Source organism: Anaerotardibacter muris (assembly GCF_943192915.1).
Lineage (GTDB): Bacteria > Actinomycetota > Coriobacteriia > Coriobacteriales > Eggerthellaceae > Anaerotardibacter > Anaerotardibacter muris.
In genome coordinates this window covers 1-22,392 of the sequence record NZ_CALPCD010000008.1, presented here as the reverse complement: position 1 = coordinate 22,392, position 22,392 = coordinate 1, and the positions used below count along the sequence as shown (strand labels likewise).

The window sequence follows — 22,392 nt, the reverse complement described above, 5'->3', positions numbered from 1 at the left end:
TGGGATGTCTGGCCTGTCCCCTTTCTGTCCCGGACAGTTTTGGACCTGTCCCCCTTCCTCTGAATAAAACGACCCCTGCTCGTGACGAACAGGGGTCGTTTCGATAGACCAAGTTTTTGGATCGCGTATTAAGCGGCGTCCTTCACCTTAGTGGTGTCCTTCTTGCCATCAGGGCCAACATAGAACTGGTCCTTGTCGACCCACGCATCGGTTGCCATGACGCCCGTGGAGCCAACGTAGTAATCGCCGACCCACTTGCTTACCTGCATAACACCCGATTCATCGAAGTAGTACCATTTGCTGTCGATCTCTTTCCAACCAGTCTGCATGTTGCCTAGAGACGAGAAGTAATACTTAGCGTCGTTGTCGTCATACCAGCCGATGGTCATGGTGCCACTTTGCGGATCCAGGTAATACCAATCGTTCTTGACGTTGGTCCAACCCGTAGCCATAGCGCCAGAAGCATCATAGTAGTACCAAATACCCTCTTCCTTGTTCCAACCCGTTACCATGGCGCCAGAATCCTTCAGGAAGTAGGTCTTCTTGTCGATCTCCTGCTTACCAGTGAGCATCGCGCCATCTTCAGGGCTGAGGTAATACCACAGGTCCTTGCTCTTCACCCAACCAGTCTTCATAGCACCAGAAGTATTGAAGAAATACCACTTGTTATCGACCTTCTGCCAGCCAGTCTTCATAGCACCAGAAGCATCGGCGAAGTACTTGGCCTTGCCATCGCTGAACAGGCCCGTCTTCATAGCGCCATCGGTAGGATCGAGGTAGTACCAGATGTTCTTCAGCTTGATCCAACCAGTCTTCATGTCGCCGTTGGGGCTGTTGTAGTAATACCAGATGCCATCTTCCTTGTTCCAGCCAGTCTTCATAGCACCGCTGTCTTTAAGGAAGTAGGTCTTGTCCTTCACGACCTGCTTGCCTGTGAGCATCTTGCCATCAGCAGGGTTCAGGTAATACCAAACACCTTTGAGCTTCACCCAGCCAGTCTTCATGTCGCCATTAGGATTATTAAAGTAATACCAGGTGTTCTCGATCTCGCGCCAACCAGTGACCATCCAGCCGTTGGCATCCAGATAGTAAGTGCCAGAGTCAAGCTTCAGCCAACCCACTGCCCACTTGCTGTCGCCATAGCTGTACCACCAGCCCTTGGAGCCATGGATCCACTTGCCCGTAGGCGGATTGGCGGGTTCTGGGTCCTTGTTGTCTCCGCTGTTGTCGCCATTACCGTCGCCATCACCGGAATTGTTGTTGTCACCAGAGTTGTTGCCGCCCTGTTCAGGGTCTTTGTCATCCCCGTTATTATTGCCGGAGTTATCTCCGTTATTGTCGCCATCACCAGAGTTATCGCCACCCTGCTCAGGCTCTTTACCATCATCGGGATCAGTGGGTTCAGGCTGCTTCGTCACATCCTGATCACCAGCCGAGCCTTCGTGACCATCAATAGCAAGCCAAGCATCAATAGCAGCAGTATCAGCGATCTTGTTCTTTTCGCAATCCAGGTATGTAAGTGCAGGGTTCTTGCTGATATCAAGAGCAGTAAGCTCATTCTGAGAACAGTTCAGATCCTGAAGAGCTGGAACAGCAGACAGATCGAGCGATGCGATCTTGTTGTTCTGGCAATCGAGCGATTCGAGTGCGCTCAGTCCCCTAAGGTCAAGGGTGGTCAGAGCATTGTTCTCACAGGTGATTCGATTAAGTGCGGTACAACCTGTGAGCGTAAGCTGCGTAAGCTGGTTTCCGCCACAAGTAAGATATTCAAGGTTCTTGCACGGCGAAACATCCAACGCAGTCAATGCATTGTTATTGATGGTGAGCGTTTGAAGTTTTATGCAGCCTGTCAGATCGAGAGAGCTGAGCTTCGCAAACCCCATGGACAGCTCGGTCAAGTTCGAACAACCAGCCACCTTGAGCGATTCGAGCTCCATTCCGCCATTTGCGAACATGACCAAAGAAGAGCACTCACTCAGATCGATAGACTTGATGTTGCCAAGATCGGATCCCAAAGTAATGCTGCGCACGATGTAGGTCGTGTCCTCCGCGGTAGAGAGGCTATCGTCATCGCCGCCTCCATCGCTAGGTTCGGTTGGCGTGTCAGGATCAGTTGTTGTAGGTGGCTCAGTCGTGCCCTCATCTTCGATCACGATAGCATTTGGAACCTTAACGTCAGCTGAATTGCTCGACATACCGATGATGTCAGCATAATTTACTCCTTCTTCTTCAGCAGGAAGGAAGGTGTAGGTGACGCCATTAACCTCTTTAGTGATGGTGTTAGACTCTTCGGCATAGGCCATCGAGCCAGTAGCAGCAGAAACAAGCGCAGCAGCTGCTAAACACAGTACAGCAATGAATATACTGAACTTTACGGAAAACGATGCCCTGGAAGCAACACCCCCTCCCATGGTGTCCTTTTTGGAGAGTACGGTTTCGTAGTGCATTTCAAACTCCTAACACGGGGGGTGCAGAAAAAGTTATTTCCATCTTATCGAATGCCAGCCCCTATTACAAAGCAAATACCGAACATGCAATGAAAAACCCTCGCTCACTCGAACGAGGGTTTAGTCGCTAATCTTCTTCCAGTGCTAAGAATTCTTTCAAGCGCTCTTCCTTTGCCTGCTCTATTAAGTCCCCAACAGGAATCGAACACTTTTTCATTTTCTTGGATCTTTTAGCAATGTTCTTGTGCGCTATTTCTAACTTTTTCAGGCGATCCTCTTTACTTTCTGAGGCTAAGCATATATTGATTTTCTTCTTTTTCGCCTTCTTAATCACATCGGCCAAATTCTCCTCGCCTGAAATCGGTTTCATGAATTTCGAATTCTCTTTAATGCGCTTCTCTGCTTCGGCTAAACGTGCTAAACGTTCTTTTCTGTCTTTATTGTTCATTAAAGCCTCCTCTTTAGCTTCAATTAAGAAACCGCAAGAAAATCCTCTTTTCTATCCGCTAGCGGAACGATATTATTCAAAGTCTCTGAAAGCTCATGGGCAGTCTTATCGATATCGTAAGCAACCTGAGCGCGAAGCCAGTAGCCGTCAGACAAACCAAAGAACCGGCAAAGCCGCAAATCTGTATCGGCGGTAATAGAACGCTTATTGGCGATAATCTGACCGATCCTGCCAGCCGGGACACCAATCTCTTTCGCCAGACGATACTTCGTGATCCCAAGAGGTTTCAAAAATTCTTCCTCTAGCAATTCACCAGGAGAAATTGGTGTTATGTAATACTCAACCTTACCCATGCTCATCACCTCAGTGGTAATCCGTTATCTCTACGTCTCGTGCGCCAGCCTCAGTCCACTTGAAGCAAATACGATACTGGTCGTTTATTCTGATACTGTGTTGGCCTTTCCGCGAACCTTTTAACAGCTCAAGCCTATTGCCAGGTGGAATACGCAAGTCTTCAAGCGTTTCTGCGATCTGCAGTTGTCTGATCTTACGCAAGGCAACACGCTCTATAGGAACAAATCTTTTAACTCGCCTTCCCTGTGAAAGCTCTTCAGTATCCTTATCTTTAAACGAAAGTATCATAACGAAATAATAACGCTTTACGTTAATAACGTAAAGCGTTATTAGAGACTTTATTCAAAGAAGATCTTAGCGCGTCTTGCCCTTGACCCACTTGCCATTGCTATCGACCCAGTAGTCAACACCCTTGGTGGTGATCCAGCTATTGGTGACCATCACGCCATCAGAACCAAGGTAGTAATTCCCTACCCACTTGTTCTTGGACATCGCACCGGAGCTGGCGAAGTGATACCACTTCCCGCCGATCTTCTGCCAGCCCTTGAGCATTGCGCCCGATCCGTTCAGGTAATAGCGCGCATTATCAACATCCAGCCAGCCGGTCTTCATAACGCCGTTGAGCGGGTTGAGGTAATACCACTTCCCTTTCACCTTCTGCCAGCCCGTTGCCATCACGCCAGAGCTTTTGTAATAGAACCAACCTTGGCTTTCCTTGTTCCAGCCCGTGACCATGGCGCCAGAGCTCTTCAAGAAATAGATGAGCGTGTCGATGAGCTTCTTGCCCGTCTGCATCACGCCGTCGCTGGCCATGTAGTACCACTTGCCCTTGGTCTTATGCCAGCCGGTCTTCATAGCGCCGTCTGAACCAAGCCAGTACCAACCGCTGCCTGAGTTATACCAGCCCGAATGCATGTAGCCATTAGAACCGAAGTGATAGCGCTTGCCGCCGATGGTGACCCATTCGCTCGTAGGCCACTTCTTACCCTGCAGCTTAGCCGTGGCGGCATCATATTCGAACCACCACATGCCCTTGGTCTTCTTCCATTTGCCCGACACTGCTTTCGAAGCAGGCGGTGCCGTAGGAACTACCACACCTGCACCAGAAGGACCAGCGATGCCAGCCTGGCTCGAACCGTTCGATCCTGAAGAACCAGAGCTTGAAGACCCCGAAGAGTTGGTAGGCGCTGCATTGATCTTGAACGTGAAGGTACGCGTACCCTTATAGAGGCCAATACCCGCGACCACCGCCGTTGCCGTGCCCACATTGGTGTTGTTCGAATACGTGACCGTATAATCCACGCCCTCGCGCAGCTGACCATTGCCCTGCAGCACGTTGCCATTGTTGATGGTATACGTGGTGCCCGCAATGCCAACCAGCGGCTTGAGCGCGGTGCCGTTATAGGTGCAGTTTGCTGGCGCGGTCCAGTAATAGCCCGATGTGATGTCGATCTGGCGCGTCAAGATGCGGAACGTGAACGATTCTCCGCCACAAGTTGCGGTGATCATGCTCTGGCCAACGCCCACGGACATGAGCGTGCATTCACTGTTGTCTTTAAGCCCAGCAGAGGTACCCGACTGAACCTTGATAACGCTTGGGTTGGAAGAAGTCCAGGTGACCGCAGAAGAGGACGCATTCTTCACGCGCACATTCATGCGCTCGCCAATCAAGATGGAAGCATTCTGGGGGTCATACCCGTTGAAGTCGACCACGGTAAGACTGGAAGCCTGCGCGCTTATCTGGCCATCTTCAGTAGCCTGGATGGTTATTTCAGGAGCGTCCGCCGACGCAGGAGCTTCGTCCGCAAATGCCAACGAAGAAACACCAAGCACTAGCGCGAACGCCATGGCAAACGAAACCAGGATGGACCTTGTCTTGATCATCAAAACCTCCGCAAGAGAAGTGCAAACAGTGCCCTGTATTGTAAAGCCCTCGGGCTCAGTTGCGAATACCCCGCAGCTAATCCCCACAAAAACTGGGGCACTTTGGAGCCGGTCCTTAAAGTGCCCCGGCCTCCTTTTCCTGAAGGTGAACATTTTGAAAGCACGAGCGAAGATAAATCAAGCGCATCCTGTCTCGATCGATCAGTTCAACGTTCCTAAAACCACACGAAGAACGAATACACCGCTCAACCAGGTAGAACTTCTCCTAAAATTTGCGCAATCTCTTTCCCACCGCGCCCTCACGCTTCATGCTATAGAGCAAACTGCTACCCTAGCAAATCGAAGATGGTTTTAAAATCTGGACTGAGAGGGCCTGGCACTAGTGTCCGGATGCTGCGTGATTTCTAGTGCAGGTTATAGGCGGGTTGCTAGCAGAATCCTTCGTTTATTGGCGAGATCATTCACAATGCGGGGGCTGGTGAAGCCATTGGACTCGGCTATTTGGGCTGCCTCTTCTAGAGAGTCCTCGAAGAGTTCGGCCGCTAGAACCCCACCCGGTTTTAGGAGGATGTGAGCGTCGACGATGAAGCGGCGGAAGAGATCGAGGCCGTCTTGGCCGCCATCTAAGGCTAAGCGGGGTTCATAGTCACTCACTTCGGCATCGAGGGTGTCGACCACTGCAGAAGGGATGTAGGGCGGATTGGAGACGATCGCGTCGAACGCTCCCCTGTTGGCGGGATCGGCGACCACGACGGAGAGCAGGTCGCTTTCGACCACGGTTACGCGCTCGGCAACACCTTGGGCTTCGACATTTCGCTTGGCCAGCACAAGCGCTTCGGGAGCAATATCGAGCGCGAGCACTTCCATGTTGGGATGCTCGGTCGCAAGTGCGCAGGCAATACAGCCAGAACCGGTACAAAGATCGATCACGCGAATCGGTTCGGGGGCTTCTTCAGCTTCTTCAACAGACTGCTCTGATTCGGCAACGCCTTCAGCCTCTATCTCCTCGCCTACTTCGACCACCTTCACGCCATCGTCAACCTCGGGCGTAGCAACCTCATCCTCGAACGCATAGGCACTCACCTGCTTGGGAGCAGGAAACAACGCGAGCACTTCACTCACCAGCACTTCAGTCTCAGGACGCGGGATCAACACGCCAGGCGCAACTTCCAGCACCATGTGACGAAACGGCGCGGTACCGCAGATCAACTGCAGTGGCTCGCCTGTTCCCCTGCGCTGCACCCAGGCACGCATAGTGGATCGCTCTTCTTCAGAGAGCGGTTTATCCAAGTTGGTATATAGCTCGATACGGGAAAGACCCATGGCTTCACCCAGAAGCCACTGGGCAGATAGACGTGGGTTCGCATCGCCTTTACTGGCGAGATAGCCCTCGCACCAGTCCAGGATCGCTTTAACGGTCCAGGTTTGATCCCGCGTGGACACGAATTAGACCGCGCTCTCCAGCTTCGCAGCACGGTCCGCCGCCTGAAGCGCGGTGATAAGGTCCTGAAGTCCTGCGCCACCCGAACCCAGCAGCACGCCGTTGTAGGTGCCGTTATACCCGATGCGATGGTCGGTCACACGGTCCTGCGGGCCATTGTAGGTGCGGATCTTCTCAGAGCGGTCGCCCGTGCCGATCTGGCTGCGGCGCTCAGCGCCTTCGGCAGCCTGCTGGTCGGCCAGCATCTTCTCATACAAACGTGCACGCAGAACACTCATTGCGGCGATCTTGTTCTGCAGCTGCGACTTCTGGTCCTGGGACTGAACAACCAAACCCGTGGGCAGGTGCGTGATGCGCACCGCGGAGTCGGTAGTGTTAACACACTGACCGCCGGGGCCACCCGCGCGATACACGTCGATGCGCAGGTCGTTCTGGTTGATCTCTACTTCCACCTCGTCAGCTTCGGGCAGCACAGCCACGGTTGCCGTGGAGGTGTGGATACGGCCCTGGCTTTCGGTCTTGGGCACGCGCTGAACGCGATGCACGCCCGACTCGAACTTCATGATGGAATAAACACGGTCGCCCAGCATCTTGAACGATATTTCCTTGAAACCGCCTGCTTCGGATGCATGCATGTCCATGGTCTCGCACTTCCAACCCTGGTCAGAGGCAAAACGCGTATACATGTTGTACAGATCACCCGCGAAGATAGCCGCTTCGTCGCCCCCAGCACCGGCGCGAATCTCCACGATGATGTCCTTTTCATCAGCCGGGTCGCTGGGGATAAGCATGAACTTGATGTCCTCTTCCAACTGCGGCAGGCGCGCTTCAATGGTGGAGATCTCCTCCTGCGCGAATTCCTTCATGTCGGAATCGCTCAGCATCTCCTTAGCAGCTGCCAGGTCGTCCAGCAGGCCTAGATATTCCTTAGCCGCACGTGCCAGTTCGCCCTGATTCGCGTAGTCTTTGGCCAACTTGTTGTATTCGCTCTGATTCGCAACAATGGCTGGGTCGCCCATCTTGGCTTCCAGTTCGCCATAAGCTGCTACGATCTTCTCTAGCTTTTCGCGCATAACACCCTCTGTTTTACGTAATTTAGATTCGTCTTCAGATACAAAAAGAACAGGCCCCGTCATGCGGAGCCTGCCTTGGAAAACTCACTTACTGACAAGTGAGAATCATATCACATTTTACTCAGACAGATACGCTACAGCCGCTTCCGCCGCAAGGGCTCCATCTGCGGTTGCCGTTACTACCTGACGCAGCGGCGTGGTGCGCACATCGCCCGCCACGAACACACCCTTTAGCGAGGTGTGGCATTCATCGTGTGACTTCACGTAGCCGAACTTGTCCAGCTCTACGGCATCCTTCGCCCATTCACTTTCGGGCTTGGCGCCAATGGCAATGAACAAGCCTTCGACCTCCAGCGTATGCTCCTCACCCGTTTTCGAGTTGCGCACGGTAACTGCCTCGATGCGCTCGGAGTCGTTCGTGATAACGTTCTGCACTTCGTTGTTCCAGAAGATCTCAACATTGGGCAGATGCTTCACGCGCTCTACCACCCAGAAATGGGCACGGAAATCTTCGCGACGATGAACCAGGTACACCTTACGGCAGATGCGCGAAAGATAGATGGCCTCGGTAATAGCTGAATCGCCACCGCCAACGATCATCACGTCCTTGCCGCGATAGAAATTGCCGTCGCAGGTTGCGCAATACGAAAGGCCTTTGCCTTCCAGCTTGTCGCTGTCTATCTGCGGCAGCTTCAGGGGCTTCGCGCCTGAAGCGATGATGACCGAACGGGCCCAAAGTGGCTCGTCATTAGTGGTTATCTCGAACAGGTTACGGTCGCTGTAGCGCTCCAGCGATTTGGCCTGCGCATACATGAACTGCACACCGAAGCGTTCAGCCTGCTTCTGCATGGACGAGGCAATGTCGAAGCCGTTCACACCGCCGAAGAAGCCGGGGTAATTCTCCAGTTCATCGATGGTGGTAAGCTGGCCGCCGGGCACGTAAGCTTCGAGCACCGTGGCACGATAGCCAGCGCGCGCAACGTAGAGCGCTGCGGTCATACCTGCTGGACCTGCGCCCACGATGGCTACATCAGTGATGCGCGTTTCATTTTCAGTTTGTTCAGAAGTTTCAGAAGCCATGATGCTTCTCCCCTCTTTCGTTGGCGATGCGGATCACGTGTGAGTGTTGTCATCCGTACGGTCACGCCTTATGACTGTAGAGCTTCACGTTACGCCTACGCAGTGCCATAGTTCGGCCGCGCGGTGCCGTGACTCGGGCACGCGGTGACGCAATTCGCCCTTGAACAGAAACAGGGATGCTCGGCTTGCTACCGAACATCCCTGTATGCGGATCGACTAAGAAAGTGCGTTGACCAAGACTTGCTTGGGCTGTACACCCACCATCTGCTGGACGGGCTGACCGTCTTTGAACACAATAAGGGTGGGAACGCTTTGCACGTTGTAAGCCTGTGCCAGTTCGATCTCGCGGTCGATATCAACCTTGTAGACCGATGCCTTGCCAGCCACTTCGCTCGCTACTTCTTCGAGCACTGGTGCCAGCATCTTGCAAGGACCACACCAAGTTGCAAAGAAATCGACCATAACGGGCTCGCTTGCGCCCAGAACCTTGGTTTGGAACTGTTCTTCAGTAAGTTGTTCAGCCATGATAATCCCTCCAAAGATTCATGCGCTCCGCTCTTCATGCTTATTGCTGCGTGCGCTTCGTTATCTGACTTGATGTTTCCATTGTAGGCGCATGAAAAAGGAGCGCCCGCGTGTGGACGCTCCCTGATTACAAGCTGTTACCTTCTGTACAAGTTCTTGCGAACTTCGAAGCTTAGAGCGCAGCCTCCTTGATGATATCGATCAGCTGCTGAACTTCCCACGTGCCCAGGTCGCCTTCATGGCGTTCGCGCACGGAGATGGTGCCGTCTTCCACTTCCTTGTCGCCCACCACGCACATGTACGGGATCTTCTCGTTCTGTGCCTTGGCGATCTTCACACGCATGGGTTCGTTCTGTTCGTAGACCTCCACGCGGCCACCTGCAGCCTTGATCTTCTTGGCAATTTCCTTGCACGCATCCAAATGGCGGTCTGCCAGGGGCAAGAGCACCACCTGCACCGGCGCGAGCCACAAAGGCAGCGCACCGCTGTAGTGCTCGATCAGAATGCCGAAGAAGCGCTCGATGGAACCGAAGATAGCGCGGTGGAGCATCCAGGGGCGCTCTTCAGTGTTGTCCGCCGTGCGATAGGTAAGGTCGAAACGCTCGGGCAGGTTGAAGTCCACCTGCACGGTGGAGCACTGCCAGGTGCGGCCGATAGCGTCCTTCACCTTGATGTCGATCTTGGGGCCATAGAACGCGCCGTCGCCTTCGTTGATCTCATATTCCAGGTTGTGCTGCTTGCATGCTTCGATCAGCGAATTGGTGGCATGCTCCCACATCTCGTCCGATCCGATGCTCTTTTCAGGACGGGTGGATATCTCGGCCATGTATTCGAAGCCGAAGGTGCCCATGATGTGATCGACCAGGTCCAAGATGTCGAGCGCTTCGGAGACCACCTGGTCCTTAGTGCAGAACACATGCGCATCGTCCTGGGTGAAGCCGCGCGCACGCAACAGGCCATGGACCGCGCCCGAAAGCTCGTGACGATACACGGTACCGAACTCGAACAAGCGCAGCGGCAGGTCGCGATAAGAGTGGATGTCGTTGCGATAGATGAGCACATGACCTGGGCAGTTCATGGGCTTCACGCCATATTCGGTCTGCCTAGGATTGTCGTCGCTTCCTTCGTTGATATTGAAGAAGTACATGTTCTCGCCATAGAAATCATAATGGCCTGAGGTCTTCCACACGTCCGCCTTGTAGACATGCGGGGTGATGACCTCTTCATAGCCGCGTTCGTACAGGTCGCGGCGTAGCCATTCCTGTAGCGTACGGATGACGCGTGCGCCCTTGGGCGGATAGAGCGGCAGACCCACGCCAGCGTCTTCGTCGAGCATGAAGTATCCCAGTTCCTTGCCCACACGCCTATGGTCGCGCTTCTCTGCTTCGGCCAAGTTGTGCAGGTAGGTGGTAAGCTCCTTCTTCTTGAAGAACGCCGTGCCATAGAGGCGCTGGAGCATCTCTCGGTCTGAATCACCCTTCCAATAAGCGCCCGCGATCTTCATCAGCTTGAACGCTGCGATCTGAGAAGCGCGCGCCACATGAGGGCCTGCGCACAGATCGACGAAATCGCCGTGGCGATAGATGCTTATCTCGCCTTCAGGGGAAAGTTCATCGATGTGTTCCACTTTGAAACGCTGGCCTGCGAAGATCTCTTTCGCGCGGTCGTGGCTGACCACTTCGCGAATGAAGGGTTCATCAGCCGCGATTATCTCGGCCATCTTGGCCTCGATAGCTTCGAAGTCGTTTTCGGAGATAGAATGCGGCAGGTCGAAGTCGTAGAAGAAGCCGTCTTCCGTTGCAGGGCCGAACGCGATCATCACGTCGGGATAGAGCTGCTGAACCGCTTCCGCCATGATATGAGCCGCGGAATGGCGCATGATATGGAGCGCTTCGGGGGATTTCGTGGTAAGGATCTCGACCGAGTCGCCATCGGAAAGCTGCGCCGTTACGTCGACCGCTTCTCCGTTGACCTTGCCAGCTACCGCATCGCGTGCAAGGCCTGCGCCAATGCTTGCAGCCAGATCGTAGACGGTGGCGCCTTCTTCTAAGGTGCGCTTCGATCCATCAGGGAGAGTGATTTCCATTTCAACATCCTTTCTGACGCCGGGTGCATACCAAGCACCTGCGCCAATAGGGGCTTTAAGGCAAATTAGTTCACGCGGCGATGCGTGCCCGTAGCGCCAGCCGACGTTCGGCTGCGACGAGCAGGAGCCTGCGCAGGAGCGCCACCGCTGTGGATGGTGGTGGTGCAATACGGGCACACCGACCATTCAGGATTGAGAGCATGGTGGCAGGTAGGACAGAGATTCTTCAAGCGATTGTGGCAATGCGGGCACATGACGTAATCCGCTTCCACGGGGTATCCGCAGTGGCCGCATTCGCCATACTGCATGAGCTGGCGACGCTTCAAGGTAACATCGAGCGCCTGTTCATCGCGATCTTCAGCGGTAAGTTCAGGACGCATGAGCAAATAAACCAAGAAGCCGATCAGCGGCACCAAAGAGAAGACGCCCCATGCGTGCCAGTTCGCGCCGCGCGCACGTGAATCCTTGATAACGAACGCGATCGAGAGGATATAAAGAATGGCAACGATAACGCCAGCTACGATAAGGAATGTCTGAAGGCTTGAACCCATTGGTGAACTACTTCCGTCCTTTGCTTTCTGAACTATAGGGTGTGCTTGTTCTGCAGCTCTATATTTCTGCTCGTTCTACATTTCTGCTAATTGTACGCGTAGTTTATCAAGACGATCGGTGATGTCGGCAAGCTTCGCAGAATCTTTATCGATGATCTCTTGAGCGGCCTTCGCCAAGAAACCTGGGTTAGAGAGCTTTTTCTGGAATTTCGCTTGATCCTTTTCTAGCGTGGCGATCTCTTTTTCGATGCGCTTACGCTCTACTTCGAAATCAACCAAGCCGCCTAATAACACATACAGCTCGACCTCACCCGCGATAACAGGTGCAGAATCTTGGGGCTTCTCGCACGCGATGCCAGCTTCTGCCACCTTCATGGAACCGAGCGCGCAGATGAGCGATTCCTGGTCCTTGAACAGCTGCAGCGCCTCTTCGTTTTCCGCAGAGACCACCACTTCAAGTTCCACCTTGGGCGAAAGACCATAACGAGCACGCGTTGAACGAACGCCCGACACGGCACCTGTTACCAGATCGATAGCCTTTTCAGCTGCGGGGTCGATATAGCACGCCAGCTCTTGAGCATCAGGCCACGGGCACATCATCAAGAATTCGCATTCCTTTTCGCCAGGCATCTCTTGATAGATCTTCTCGGTGATGAAGGGCATGATAGGATGCAGTAAGCGCAGAGCTACATTCAACACGAACAGCAAGTTGCGCTGGCAGATAAGGGCATCTTCCCCACCCGCTTGCAAGCGTGCCTTGGAAAGCTCGATGTACCAGTCGCAGAATTCATTCCAGAAGAACGCGTAAAGTTCACGCGTGATCAGGCCGAAGTCGTAGGCCGTGTAGGCTTCATCGAGCTTCGCGACTAGCGTTGCCAAGCGCGAGAACATCCAGCGGTCGGCCAACGTACTGGGAGCTGGCGCTCCTGGCGTGAAGCCATCCAGGTTCATGTTCACGAAGCGTGCCGCGTTGCGGATCTTGTTAGCGAAGTTGCGGCTCGAAACGATCTTGTTCTCGTCGAAGCGCATAGCCTGCGAACCCGTTACCTGCATGAGCAAGCCAAAGCGCATGGCGTCCGCGCCGAAGTCTTGCATGAGCACCATGGGGTCCACGCCGTTGCCGCGGCTCTTGGACATGGGCTTGCCATCGGCTCCCATGACCGTTGGGTGGATGATAACGTCTTGGAACGGGATCTGATCGCAGCAATATTCCGAAGCCATGATCATGCGCGCCACCCACAGGCCCATGATGTCTCGTGCCGTGGACAGCAGCTGCGTAGGATAGTATTTCTGCAGGTCAGGAGATTGCATGCCTTCGTCTCCCCAACCCTGGGTAGCAAAAGGCCAGAGCTGCGAAGAGAACCACGTGTCCAGCACGTCTTCATCTTGACGCACGGGCGCGCCACAAACAGGGCACACCTCAACGGGGTCCACGCTGGCATCTTCCCAACCGCACACGTCGCAATAGTACATGGGAATGCGATGGCCCCACCACAGCTGACGCGAGATGCACCAGTCCTTCAGGTTGTCGAGCCAGTCAAGATAGACCTGTTTCCAGCGAGCAGGATAGAATTGCACGCTTCCGTCTTCCACTACCTGCTTCGCGGGGCCTTTCAGACGATCAACCTCAACGAACCACTGCTCGGAAAGCCAGGGTTCCAGGGTAGTGTGGCAGCGATAGCAATGCATGACCGAATGCGTATGGTCTTCGATCTTGTCGAGCAAGCCCAGCGCCTCGAATTCGGCTACCACCGCTTCGCGAGCCTCTTCACGGGTCATGCCCGAGAACTTACCGTAACCATCGACCACCACGGCGTGTTCGTCGAAGATGTTGATCTGCTCGAGGTCATTGCGCTGACCGATAGCGTAGTCATTCGGGTCGTGAGCAGGCGTGACCTTCACGCAGCCCGTGCCGAATTCCTTGTCTACCACGAAGTCGGCTACGATAGGGATCTTGCGGTTCACGATGGGAAGCATGACGCTCTTCCCCACCAGGTTCTTATAGCGTTCATCCTGCGGACTCACCGCCACACCCGAGTCGCCCAAGACGGTCTCGGGGCGCGTGGTCGCTACTACCAGGTAGTCCATGCCATCGACAGGTTCGGTAAGGGGGTAGCGCAAATGCCACAGGTGACTGTCTTCTTCTTCGTATTCCGCTTCATCGTCAGCGATAGCGGTGGTGCACGATGGACACCAATTCACGATACGGCGACCGCGGAAGATGAGCCCGTCGTGATACCAGTCGGTGAACACCTTGCGCACTGCGCGCGAAAGCGAAGGAGACATGGTGAATTGCTCGTGAGCATAGTCACACGAACAGCCCATGGCCTTGATCTGGTCGACGATGATGCCGCCGTACTTCTTGCGCCATTCCTGACAGGCCTCGATGAATGCTTCGCGGCCGATCTCATGGCGATCGATGCCCTGTTCGGCCAGGTGCTTGTCAACCTTGGTCTGGGTTGCGATGCCTGCATGGTCCACGCCCACGATCCAGCGGGTCTGATAACCCTGCATACGAGCACGGCGCACGCAAGCATCTTGGATGGTGTCGTTGAGCGCATGACCCATGTGCAGCACGCCCGTAACGTTGGGAGGCGGGATCACCACGGTGTAGGATTGCGCGCCGTTCTTGCCGAAGCCCGGCGTGCGTTCGAACAGCCCCGCTTCACGCCATGCGTTGAAGATCGGCTCTTCCCATTCTCTGTATGATTGATCCTGCTTCTTTTCCGTGGTCATGGGCGGTCCTTGGGTCCGTGTAGGGTCTTGCAATAATGGCAACGGCGGGTGCTCATGCCGCCCGCCGCTGGTGTGTTATTTCTTCGCCGCTTTCTTCAGGGGCTCGATCTGGGGTTTGGTCTCCCCTTCGATATCGCTGCGGCGCACCACCACCTGTGTTGGTTGGTGGTAGTCGGGTAATTCGTACATTGCGTCCATCAGCACGTCTTCCACGATGGTGCGCAAACCACGTGCGCCCGTCTTGTGTTCGATGGCGCGCTCGGCAATAGCATCGAGCGCATCGGGTTCGAAGATGAGCTGGGAATCTTCGTAGCTGAACATGAGCGTGTACTGCTTCACCAAAGCATTCTTCGGTTCCGTAAGGATACGGACCAGGTCTTCCTTGTTCAGTTCGGAAAGCGACGTGATAACGGGGATTCGTCCGATGAATTCCGGGATCATGCCGAACTTATGCAGGTCTTCAGGAAGCACCTGTTGGAGCAGCTTCGCATCGGCCTCGCGCTTGGCTTCGGGCATTTCGGATCCGAAACCGATGTTGGTCTTGCCGATTCGCTGTGCGATTATCTCGGGCAAGCCCACGAATGCGCCACCGAAGATGAACAGAATGTTCGTGGTGTCGATATGGATCAATTCCTGCTGCGGATGCTTGCGGCCGCCTTGCGGAGGCACGCTTGCCTCACATCCCTCAACGATCTTCAGGAGCGCCTGCTGGACACCTTCGCCCGAAACATCGCGAGTGATGGAAACATTTTCAGCCTTGCGCGCGATCTTGTCGATCTCATCGATGTAGATGATACCCACCTCTGCACGCGACACATCGAAATCTGCTGCGGTGATGAGCTTCAACAGGATGTTCTCCACGTCTTCGCCTACATAGCCCGCTTCGGTGAGCGTGGTGGCATCGGCAATGGCGAACGGAACCTTCAGCGTGCGCGCGAGCGTCTGGGCAAGCAAGGTCTTGCCACTACCCGTAGGACCAAGCAGCATGATGTTGCTCTTTGCCAGCTCCACATCGTCATCGTCGGCAGCCTCGCCCATGCTGATGCGCTTGTAGTGGTTGTACACCGCAACCGAAAGCGCCTTCTTGGCTTCTTCCTGCCCCACCACGTGCTCAGAAAGCTGCGCGTAGAGTTCCTTGGGCGTAGGAAGATCGGCGAACAGATCAACCGTCTTTCCCTGGTGTGCCTCGAAGTTCGCCACCGCAGCCTGATTGCCGAGCACCTGATTGAGCGCTTCGGATTCAAGACCACGCATGGAAAGATCCGCGATCATCGCGTCGACCGAGACCGAGATGCATTCATCGCAGATGTAGATGCCATTCGGACCCGAGATCATGGCGTTGACCTGTTCAGGGGTCTTTCCGCAGAAAGCGCAGTAGATTCCGTTGTGAGGGCCTGTTGGGGTTTGTTCGGACATGTAGCGCCTTAGCCTTCAGTGTTGAAGCGAGAGGAGACGACCTTGTCAACGATGCCATATTCGAGCGCCTGCTGAGCATCCATGAAGTTGTCACGCTCGGTGTCGAGCTGAATGGTCTCGAGGCTCTGGCCCGTGTTGTCTGCCAAGATGCGATTCAAGCGATCGCGCGTCTTCAGCATGAATTCCGCAACGATCTGGATCTCGGTCTGCTGACCCTGAGCGCCACCGGAGGGCTGATGGATCATGACCATGGAATTCGGCAGGGCCAGGCGCTTGCCCTTTGCGCCAGCCGAAAGGAGCACAGCTGCCATGGAAGCGCATTCGCCCAGGCAGATGGTGGAAACATCGCACTTGATGAAGTCCATCGTATCCAGGATGGCCAGACCAGCGGTAACGGAACCGCCTGGTGAATTGATGTAGAGCGAGATGTCCTTATCGGGGTCAGTGCTCTCCAGGTGCAACAGCTGTGCAACGACCGTATTAGCTACTGCATCATCGATAGCTTCGCCCAGAAAGACGATGCGCTCGTTGAGCAAACGAGAATAGATGTCGAAGCTGCGCTCTCCGCGAGGCGACTGCTCGATGACATAAGGGATAAGTGCGGATTTGGTCGGATTCGTGTACATATAAAACCTCACTGTTCTATTCCACAAAGAGCTTCATTATGCAATTTTGAAACGAGGGGTTGAGCTGGACTTATTCAGCCTTCTTGTCAGCCTCTTTCTTGGTGCTCTTCTTTGCGGGTGCTTTCTTGGTGGTGGTCTTCTTGGCAGCAGCCTTCGGCTTTGCGTCCTTGGTCTTCTTCGCCTCCTTGGCATCGACCTCGGTCACGGTTGCCGTTTCGACCACGTCGTTAAGAGCCTTGGTACGGATGACACCTTCGCGAATCAGCGGAATGCGGCCAGAGACCTTCCATTCGGCCTGAACAGCCACAGGATCATCCACGTTAGCCTTCTCGAATTCAGCGGTAACGTCTGCGTCGGTAGCTTCGATGCCCTTGTGACGAGCCCACGCATCGAGCGCCATGTCCTGACGGACCACATCGTCTGCCTGCTGCTTCATGTCATTCTTGAACTGGTCATTGGAAAGGCCCATGGTGTCAAGATACTGATCGAGCGTGTAGCCATTCTGCGAAAGCTGAGCGTAGAAGGACTGGAGCAGGTTCACTTCCTGCAGTTCACGCATGCCTTCGGGCATCTCGCCTTCGACGCGAGCTGCCAGCGCGGCCAAGCATTCGTTCTCGATGCGACGCGTCTTGTTCACTTCTTTCTGGTCCTTGATGGACTGGGCGACCTGCTTGCGCATGTCTTCCAAGTTCTCGAAGCCGAAGTTGTTGTGAGCCCATTCGTCGGTGACGTCTGGCAGTACCTTCTGCTTGATAGCGTCAACAGTAACGTCGAAGTGCAGTACGCCCTTGTCTTCACCCAGGGTCTGACCCAGCATGGAGTTATCAGTGGTGAAGTCCACGTCAAAGGACTTTTCCTGACCCTTCTTCATGCCCACCAGTTCAGCGTCGAACGCTGCTGGGAACAGGTTAACACCCAGTTCGTAGAGGCGATTCTCGGCAGAAAGCTGCGTGAGCTCGTTGCCGTCCTTATCGGTGACCTTCATGGTAAGTTCGACGAATTCGCCCGGCTTCACCTTGGTGTTCGCGTTGGCGTTCTTGAAATCGTGATAGTAGTTGCGCAGCTCTTCGATCTGAGCATCGATCTCTTCTTCGGTGGCATCCGCAGCAGGGATCTCGACCGAGATGGGATCATAGGAGGTGAGCTCGTAAGTGGGCTTCACTTCGATGACGGTAGAGAACGAGAAGGGCTTGCCTTCCTCGACGATCTCGGTGGAAAGATCGAATTCTGGCTTGAACAACGGCACCAGGTCGTGTTCATCCAAAGCCAGCGGATACGTATCGTTCACCAGGTCTTCGGTGAGCGCAGCCTTCACAGTATCGGCGCCCAGCATGTTATCCACAACAGGACGAGGTGCCTTGCCAGGACGGAAGCCCGGGAAATTGTAGCGCTTAGCGAAGTCCTTGTATGCCTGCTTGATGCGTGCGTTAACGTCCTTCGCGTCGATCTCGAACGAGAGTTTGACCTTGTTGTCCTCGAGGGCCTCTACTGTAGTGTTCACTCATTACTCCTTCTTGGTAACTTCAGCCGATGTGGTGCGGGTGAAAGGACTTGAACCTTCACGGGGGTTGCCCACCAGAACCTAAACCTGGCGCGTCTGCCAATTCCGCCACACCCGCGTTTTCGGCGCCGTTCAAAGCTATGAACGACAATTCGTTATAGTAACAAAAGTTGCGCGTCCTGTCCCTCAGATGCGCTAAATGCCCACTGTACGGGCAGCCTATTCCTGAAGCGGAGCGAAAGACTTCAGCGAGCCCCTAAAGTTCACTGATGTCTTTGGCGGAGATCACCTTGCTGGGCGATATCAAGATGGTGCCCACTTCGCCCGTGAGCGCGGCGTCGTTGAAGAACACGCCATCGGATGAAACGCCCACTGGGTTCAGACCCTCTTCCTGAGTGGAGACCACGATGTCGATGCCGTCGGTCTTGGTAACGCGCGAGAGGTCGTCGGTCACGGCCACGATGAAGTCGACATCAGCCGCTTCGTAGGCCTTGATGCGACTTGAGATGAAATACGGCAGTGCAGAAGCCTTGTCGATATAAAGGATGCCGAAGCGGTACTTCCCTGCCTTCACGATGGTCGGCTCGATGTAGGTCGTGGGATCGGTCACGTTCAGCGTGAGCACCGAAGCATTCTTGCGCAAGAACGAATTGCGCGCCTGAGAAACGCTCACGCTCTTCGTTTCCTCTTCTGCTTGGCCGTCGGTCGAAGCCTTCGGTGCCACATCAGATGCGGTCACCTCGTCCGTTGAAGGATTCTGAATAGCCTGGTCAGTACCAAGCTGAAGGGTCTTGTTGATTCCCTCTTGCGGGATGCTATCCAGGCCCGATTCGCCCATGGCCTTCTTCTTCTCGGCCGTACCTTCGTAGACGATGGCGGTATAGTCTCCCAGGTCGCCCGCGGCATCATCGATGGAGCTTGCGGTGGCATTGAGCGAATGGCCGATGTTGGTGATGTAGAACATCAGCGCACCAAGGCCAAAGACCACCAGTACGGCGAAGAACACCAGCGCCATCTTTTCGCGAGAGAGCTTTTTCATGCTTGCCATTCTACACCCACCCAGCGAGCACTGGGCGCGCCCGTACGCGAGGGGTCTACTCCATCGAGTAGACCGATTTGCAGCGGTCCTCTGCCAACACGCGCTTCAAGAAGCGGCCCGTGTGGCTCTCGGGGCATTCGGCAACCTGTTCAGGGGTGCCCTTGGCAACCACCGTTCCGCCGTTCGATCCACCTTCGGGGCCCAGGTCGATGATATGATCCGCGGCCTTGATCACGTCCAGGTTATGCTCGATCACCAGTACCGTGTTGCCCAGATCGACCAGGCGCTGCAGCACTTCGAGCAGCTGGCGCACATCGTCGAAATGAAGGCCCGTGGTAGGTTCGTCCAAGATGTAGAAGGTCTTGCCTGTTTGACGCTTCTGGAGCTCACTTGCCAGCTTCACGCGCTGAGCTTCGCCACCTGAAAGCGTGGTTGCAGGCTGACCGAGCTTGATATAGCCAAGGCCCACATCATGCAAGGTCTCGAGCTTGCGGCGCAGCGAAGGGATCTTGCCGAAGAATTCAAGTGCTTCATCAACGGTCATCTCGAGCACTTCGTAGACATTCTTGCCCTTGTAGGTGACCTGCAGCGTTTCGCGGTTGTAACGCGTACCATCGCACACTTCGCAGTTCACGTACACATCGGGCAGGAAGTGCATCTCGATCTTCTTTTGGCCATCACCCTTGCATGCTTCGCAGCGGCCGCCGGCCACATTGAACGAGAAACGCCCTGGTGAATAACCGCGCGCCTTGCTCTCTTGCGTAGAGGCGAACAGATTGCGGATGTCGTCCCAAAGGCCGATATACGTAGCAGGATTCGAACGCGGAGTACGGCCGATCGGACTTTGATCGATGCTGATCACCTTGTCGATCAGCTCCACGCCCTCGAGCTTCTTGAACTTGCCCACCTTGCGATGCGAGTGGTTCACGCGGTTAGCGAGCGCCGGGGTGAGCGTATCGGTCACAAGCGAGCTCTTGCCCGAGCCTGAAACGCCAGTGACCAGGGTTAACGTGCCGATTGGTATCTCGGCGGTAACGTTCTTCAAGTTGTTCTCGCAAGCGCCTTTGATGGCGATCTTGCCACGTTTGGGCTTACGACGCTTGGCGGGGATGGGAATGCATTTTTCGCCACGCAGATATTGAGCAGTGAGCGAATCGTCCGTTTCCATGATCTGCTCGGGGGTACCCTTCGCAACCACTTCGCCGCCATGTTCACCCGCGCCCGGGCCCATGTCGATCACGTAGTCGGCGCTGCGGATGGTGTCTTCATCGTGCTCGACCACCAGCACGGTGTTGCCCAGGTCGCGCAGATGCTCGAGCGTATGGATAAGGCGTTCGTTGTCGCGCTGATGCAGACCGATGGAGGGTTCGTCCAAGATGTAGAGCACGCCCATCAGGCCTGCGCCGATCTGCGTAGCCAAACGGATTCGCTGAGCTTCGCCGCCCGAAAGCGTTGCCGTAGCGCGCTCGAGGGTAAGATAGTCCAAGCCCACGTTCACCAAGAAGCGCAAGCGCTCAGTGATCTCTTTCACGATGGGACCTGCGATTATCTCGTTGTTCTCGCCGAACTGGAGCTTCTCAAAGAATTCGAGTGAATCTGATGCGGAAAGTTCGCAAACATCATGGATGTTCTTGCCATCGATGGTCACTGCCAGGATCGAAGGGTTCAGACGTTTGCCACCGCAGGTAGCGCACGGGATGATAGAGAAATAGCGTTCGTACTTCTGACGCTGGCGGTCGCTCGTCGCCTCTTTGTAACGATGCTCCACCGCCGAAGCGATGCCTTCCCATTCCACGAACCAATAGGTCTCGCGGCCATCCACGGTCACGTAATCAACGCGCACCTTTTCGCCTGGCGCACCATAGAAGAGCTTCTTGCGAACCTTCGCGGGAATGTCCTTCCAGGGAGTGTCAGCATCCACGCCGTAATGCTTCAGCACTGCACGCATGACCTGCGGATAATAGTTCCCTGATTTGAACGGTGCCACTGCACCTTCGTTGAGCGAAAGCTCTGGATCGGGAACGACCAGGTCGGGGTCGACCTCTTCCCTGCTGCCGATACCTAAGCAATCGGGGCACGCACCGTACGGAGCGTTGAAGGAAAAGTCGCGCGGCTGGAGCTCGTCCATGGAATGGCCGTGCTCAGGGCAACCCAAGGCCAACGAGAAGATATATTCACCTTCTGCAAGACCGCCCGTTGCGCCCGAAGACACCGTGCGCTGGCCGCCGAGCGGATCGCCATTGCTATCGAGCAGCTGCACCAACACGCGGCCGTCTGCCAGTTTCGTAGCTGTTTCAACCGCTTCAGCGATGCGACTCTGTGCCGACGGCTTCAACACCACGCGATCGACCACAACATCGATGAAATGCTTGATCTTCTTGTTCAAGACGATGGGATTTTCATCGAGCTTGGTTATCTCGCCATCGATGCGTACGCGCGAAAAACCTTCCTTGAGCAGGTCTTTGAACAGCTTGGTGAATTCGCCTTTGCGGCCTGTCACCACGGGCGCCATGATGATGCACTTGGTCTTGCCGTCTTCTGAAAGACGAAGGATATCATCGGTCACCTGGTCGGTGGTCTGCATGCGGATCTCGCGACCGCACTCAGGACAATGCGGGATGCCGATGCGTGCGAACAGCAAGCGTAAGTAGTCGTAGATCTCGGTGGTTGTGCCTACAGTGGAGCGCGGGTTCTTGCTGGTGGTCTTCTGGTCGATGGAGACCGACGGGGAAAGGCCGTCGATCGAATCCAGATCAGGCTTGCTCATCTGACCCAGGAACATGCGCGCATAGCTCGAGAGGCTCTCGACATAGCGGCGCTGACCTTCGGCGTAGATGGTGTCGAACGCGAGCGAGCTCTTGCCCGAGCCCGAAAGGCCCGTGATCACCACAAGCTCATCGCGCGGGATGGTCAGATCGATATCTTTTAAGTTATGTTCGCGTGCACCTTTGATGACAATGGACTGCTGTGCCATATATACACTCTTTCTTGAAATGTCTGATGTGCTGGTCTGTTTTTGCGGGTCATCATCATAGCGCGCGATTTTCCTCCGAGCAATTCGCCCCACGTTTCGTTCATAATTCACGAACGAATTGGGGACGGGTTCATTTCTGTCCGGGTGTGAATACGCAAGTACGATTGCAAGAGAAAAAATTGCCATAGCGGGATAAGCAAAACTCAACAAT

Annotated in this window: 17 protein-coding genes and 1 tRNA gene; all 18 read right to left on the bottom strand. The window is 54.9% G+C overall.

Annotated features, from left to right (window positions below; translation table 11 throughout):
• Positions 1–128 precede the first annotated feature (128 nt).
• Positions 129–2,447 carry a hypothetical protein gene (locus tag NFR25_RS06760; protein WP_251198488.1) on the bottom strand — a complete coding sequence of 773 codons (2,319 nt, stop codon included), beginning with the start codon at positions 2,445–2,447 and terminating at the stop codon, positions 129–131.
• 127 nt (positions 2,448–2,574) lie between these two features.
• Positions 2,575–2,895 (bottom strand): hypothetical protein, encoded by a 321-nt coding sequence (locus NFR25_RS06755; RefSeq protein WP_251198487.1) that lies wholly within the window; start codon positions 2,893–2,895, stop codon positions 2,575–2,577.
• Between the two features lie 23 nt (positions 2,896–2,918).
• Entirely contained in the window at positions 2,919–3,248 is a 330-nt protein-coding gene (locus NFR25_RS06750) for a HigA family addiction module antitoxin (protein ID WP_251198486.1), read from the bottom strand.
• A gap of 10 nt (positions 3,249–3,258) precedes the next feature.
• On the bottom strand, positions 3,259–3,537 hold the full coding sequence (locus NFR25_RS07480) for a type II toxin-antitoxin system RelE/ParE family toxin (protein WP_251198485.1): 279 nt from the start codon (positions 3,535–3,537) through the stop codon (positions 3,259–3,261).
• Positions 3,538–3,603: 66 nt separating this feature from the next.
• Complete coding sequence (locus NFR25_RS06740; RefSeq protein ID WP_251198484.1) at positions 3,604–5,133, bottom strand: N-acetylmuramoyl-L-alanine amidase family protein; 1,530 nt, start codon at positions 5,131–5,133, stop codon at positions 3,604–3,606.
• A gap of 414 nt (positions 5,134–5,547) precedes the next feature.
• Positions 5,548–6,576 (bottom strand): N5-glutamine methyltransferase family protein, encoded by a 1,029-nt coding sequence (locus tag NFR25_RS06735; protein ID WP_251198483.1) that lies wholly within the window; start codon positions 6,574–6,576, stop codon positions 5,548–5,550.
• A gap of 3 nt (positions 6,577–6,579) precedes the next feature.
• Positions 6,580–7,647, bottom strand: a complete 1,068-nt coding sequence (gene prfA / locus NFR25_RS06730; protein ID WP_251198482.1) for a peptide chain release factor 1 — start codon at positions 7,645–7,647, stop codon at positions 6,580–6,582.
• A gap of 117 nt (positions 7,648–7,764) precedes the next feature.
• Positions 7,765–8,727 (bottom strand): NAD(P)/FAD-dependent oxidoreductase, encoded by a 963-nt coding sequence (locus tag NFR25_RS06725; protein WP_251198481.1) that lies wholly within the window; start codon positions 8,725–8,727, stop codon positions 7,765–7,767.
• A gap of 216 nt (positions 8,728–8,943) precedes the next feature.
• On the bottom strand, positions 8,944–9,252 hold the full coding sequence (trxA, locus tag NFR25_RS06720; protein WP_251198480.1) for a thioredoxin: 309 nt from the start codon (positions 9,250–9,252) through the stop codon (positions 8,944–8,946).
• Positions 9,253–9,424: 172 nt separating this feature from the next.
• A complete protein-coding gene (gene thrS, locus NFR25_RS06715; protein WP_251198479.1) occupies positions 9,425–11,338 on the bottom strand; it encodes a threonine--tRNA ligase in 1,914 nt (637 codons plus the stop codon).
• Positions 11,339–11,403: 65 nt separating this feature from the next.
• Positions 11,404–11,889, bottom strand: a complete 486-nt coding sequence (locus NFR25_RS06710; protein ID WP_251198478.1) for a double zinc ribbon domain-containing protein — start codon at positions 11,887–11,889, stop codon at positions 11,404–11,406.
• Positions 11,890–11,964: 75 nt separating this feature from the next.
• Positions 11,965–14,625 (bottom strand): valine--tRNA ligase, encoded by a 2,661-nt coding sequence (locus NFR25_RS06705; RefSeq protein ID WP_251198477.1) that lies wholly within the window; start codon positions 14,623–14,625, stop codon positions 11,965–11,967.
• A 75-nt stretch (positions 14,626–14,700) separates the two neighbouring features.
• On the bottom strand, positions 14,701–16,041 hold the full coding sequence (gene clpX, locus NFR25_RS06700; protein ID WP_251198476.1) for an ATP-dependent Clp protease ATP-binding subunit ClpX: 1,341 nt from the start codon (positions 16,039–16,041) through the stop codon (positions 14,701–14,703).
• Between the two features lie 8 nt (positions 16,042–16,049).
• On the bottom strand, positions 16,050–16,667 hold the full coding sequence (locus NFR25_RS06695) for an ATP-dependent Clp protease proteolytic subunit (protein ID WP_251198475.1): 618 nt from the start codon (positions 16,665–16,667) through the stop codon (positions 16,050–16,052).
• Positions 16,668–16,737: 70 nt separating this feature from the next.
• The gene (tig, locus tag NFR25_RS06690) at positions 16,738–18,168 is read right to left on the bottom strand and encodes a trigger factor (protein ID WP_251198474.1); all 1,431 of its coding nucleotides are present in this window, start codon (positions 18,166–18,168) and stop codon (positions 16,738–16,740) included.
• Between the two features lie 32 nt (positions 18,169–18,200).
• Positions 18,201–18,286, bottom strand: a tRNA-Leu gene (locus NFR25_RS06685).
• Positions 18,287–18,424: 138 nt separating this feature from the next.
• A complete protein-coding gene (locus tag NFR25_RS06680; RefSeq protein WP_251198473.1) occupies positions 18,425–19,216 on the bottom strand; it encodes a hypothetical protein in 792 nt (263 codons plus the stop codon).
• Positions 19,217–19,262: 46 nt separating this feature from the next.
• The gene (gene uvrA / locus NFR25_RS06675; protein WP_251198472.1) at positions 19,263–22,181 is read right to left on the bottom strand and encodes an excinuclease ABC subunit UvrA; all 2,919 of its coding nucleotides are present in this window, start codon (positions 22,179–22,181) and stop codon (positions 19,263–19,265) included.
• Positions 22,182–22,392 lie beyond the last annotated feature (211 nt).

What these genes read in the sequence shown, in the direction of transcription:
- NFR25_RS06760 (WP_251198488.1), bottom strand. Translation starts at nt 2,447, where the DNA reads ATGCACTACGAAACCGTACTCTCCAAAAAGGACACCATGGGAGGGGGT.
- NFR25_RS06755 (WP_251198487.1), bottom strand. Translation starts at nt 2,895, where the DNA reads ATGAACAATAAAGACAGAAAAGAACGTTTAGCACGTTTAGCCGAAGCA.
- NFR25_RS06750 (WP_251198486.1), bottom strand. Translation starts at nt 3,248, where the DNA reads ATGGGTAAGGTTGAGTATTACATAACACCAATTTCTCCTGGTGAATTG.
- NFR25_RS07480 (WP_251198485.1), bottom strand. Translation starts at nt 3,537, where the DNA reads ATGATACTTTCGTTTAAAGATAAGGATACTGAAGAGCTTTCACAGGGA.
- NFR25_RS06740 (WP_251198484.1), bottom strand. Translation starts at nt 5,133, where the DNA reads ATGATCAAGACAAGGTCCATCCTGGTTTCGTTTGCCATGGCGTTCGCG.
- prfA (WP_251198482.1), bottom strand. Translation starts at nt 7,647, where the DNA reads ATGCGCGAAAAGCTAGAGAAGATCGTAGCAGCTTATGGCGAACTGGAA.
- NFR25_RS06725 (WP_251198481.1), bottom strand. Translation starts at nt 8,727, where the DNA reads ATGGCTTCTGAAACTTCTGAACAAACTGAAAATGAAACGCGCATCACT.
- trxA (WP_251198480.1), bottom strand. Translation starts at nt 9,252, where the DNA reads ATGGCTGAACAACTTACTGAAGAACAGTTCCAAACCAAGGTTCTGGGC.
- thrS (WP_251198479.1), bottom strand. Translation starts at nt 11,338, where the DNA reads ATGGAAATCACTCTCCCTGATGGATCGAAGCGCACCTTAGAAGAAGGC.
- NFR25_RS06710 (WP_251198478.1), bottom strand. Translation starts at nt 11,889, where the DNA reads ATGGGTTCAAGCCTTCAGACATTCCTTATCGTAGCTGGCGTTATCGTT.
- NFR25_RS06705 (WP_251198477.1), bottom strand. Translation starts at nt 14,625, where the DNA reads ATGACCACGGAAAAGAAGCAGGATCAATCATACAGAGAATGGGAAGAG.
- clpX (WP_251198476.1), bottom strand. Translation starts at nt 16,041, where the DNA reads ATGTCCGAACAAACCCCAACAGGCCCTCACAACGGAATCTACTGCGCT.
- NFR25_RS06695 (WP_251198475.1), bottom strand. Translation starts at nt 16,667, where the DNA reads ATGTACACGAATCCGACCAAATCCGCACTTATCCCTTATGTCATCGAG.
- NFR25_RS06680 (WP_251198473.1), bottom strand. Translation starts at nt 19,216, where the DNA reads ATGGCAAGCATGAAAAAGCTCTCTCGCGAAAAGATGGCGCTGGTGTTC.
- uvrA (WP_251198472.1), bottom strand. Translation starts at nt 22,181, where the DNA reads ATGGCACAGCAGTCCATTGTCATCAAAGGTGCACGCGAACATAACTTA.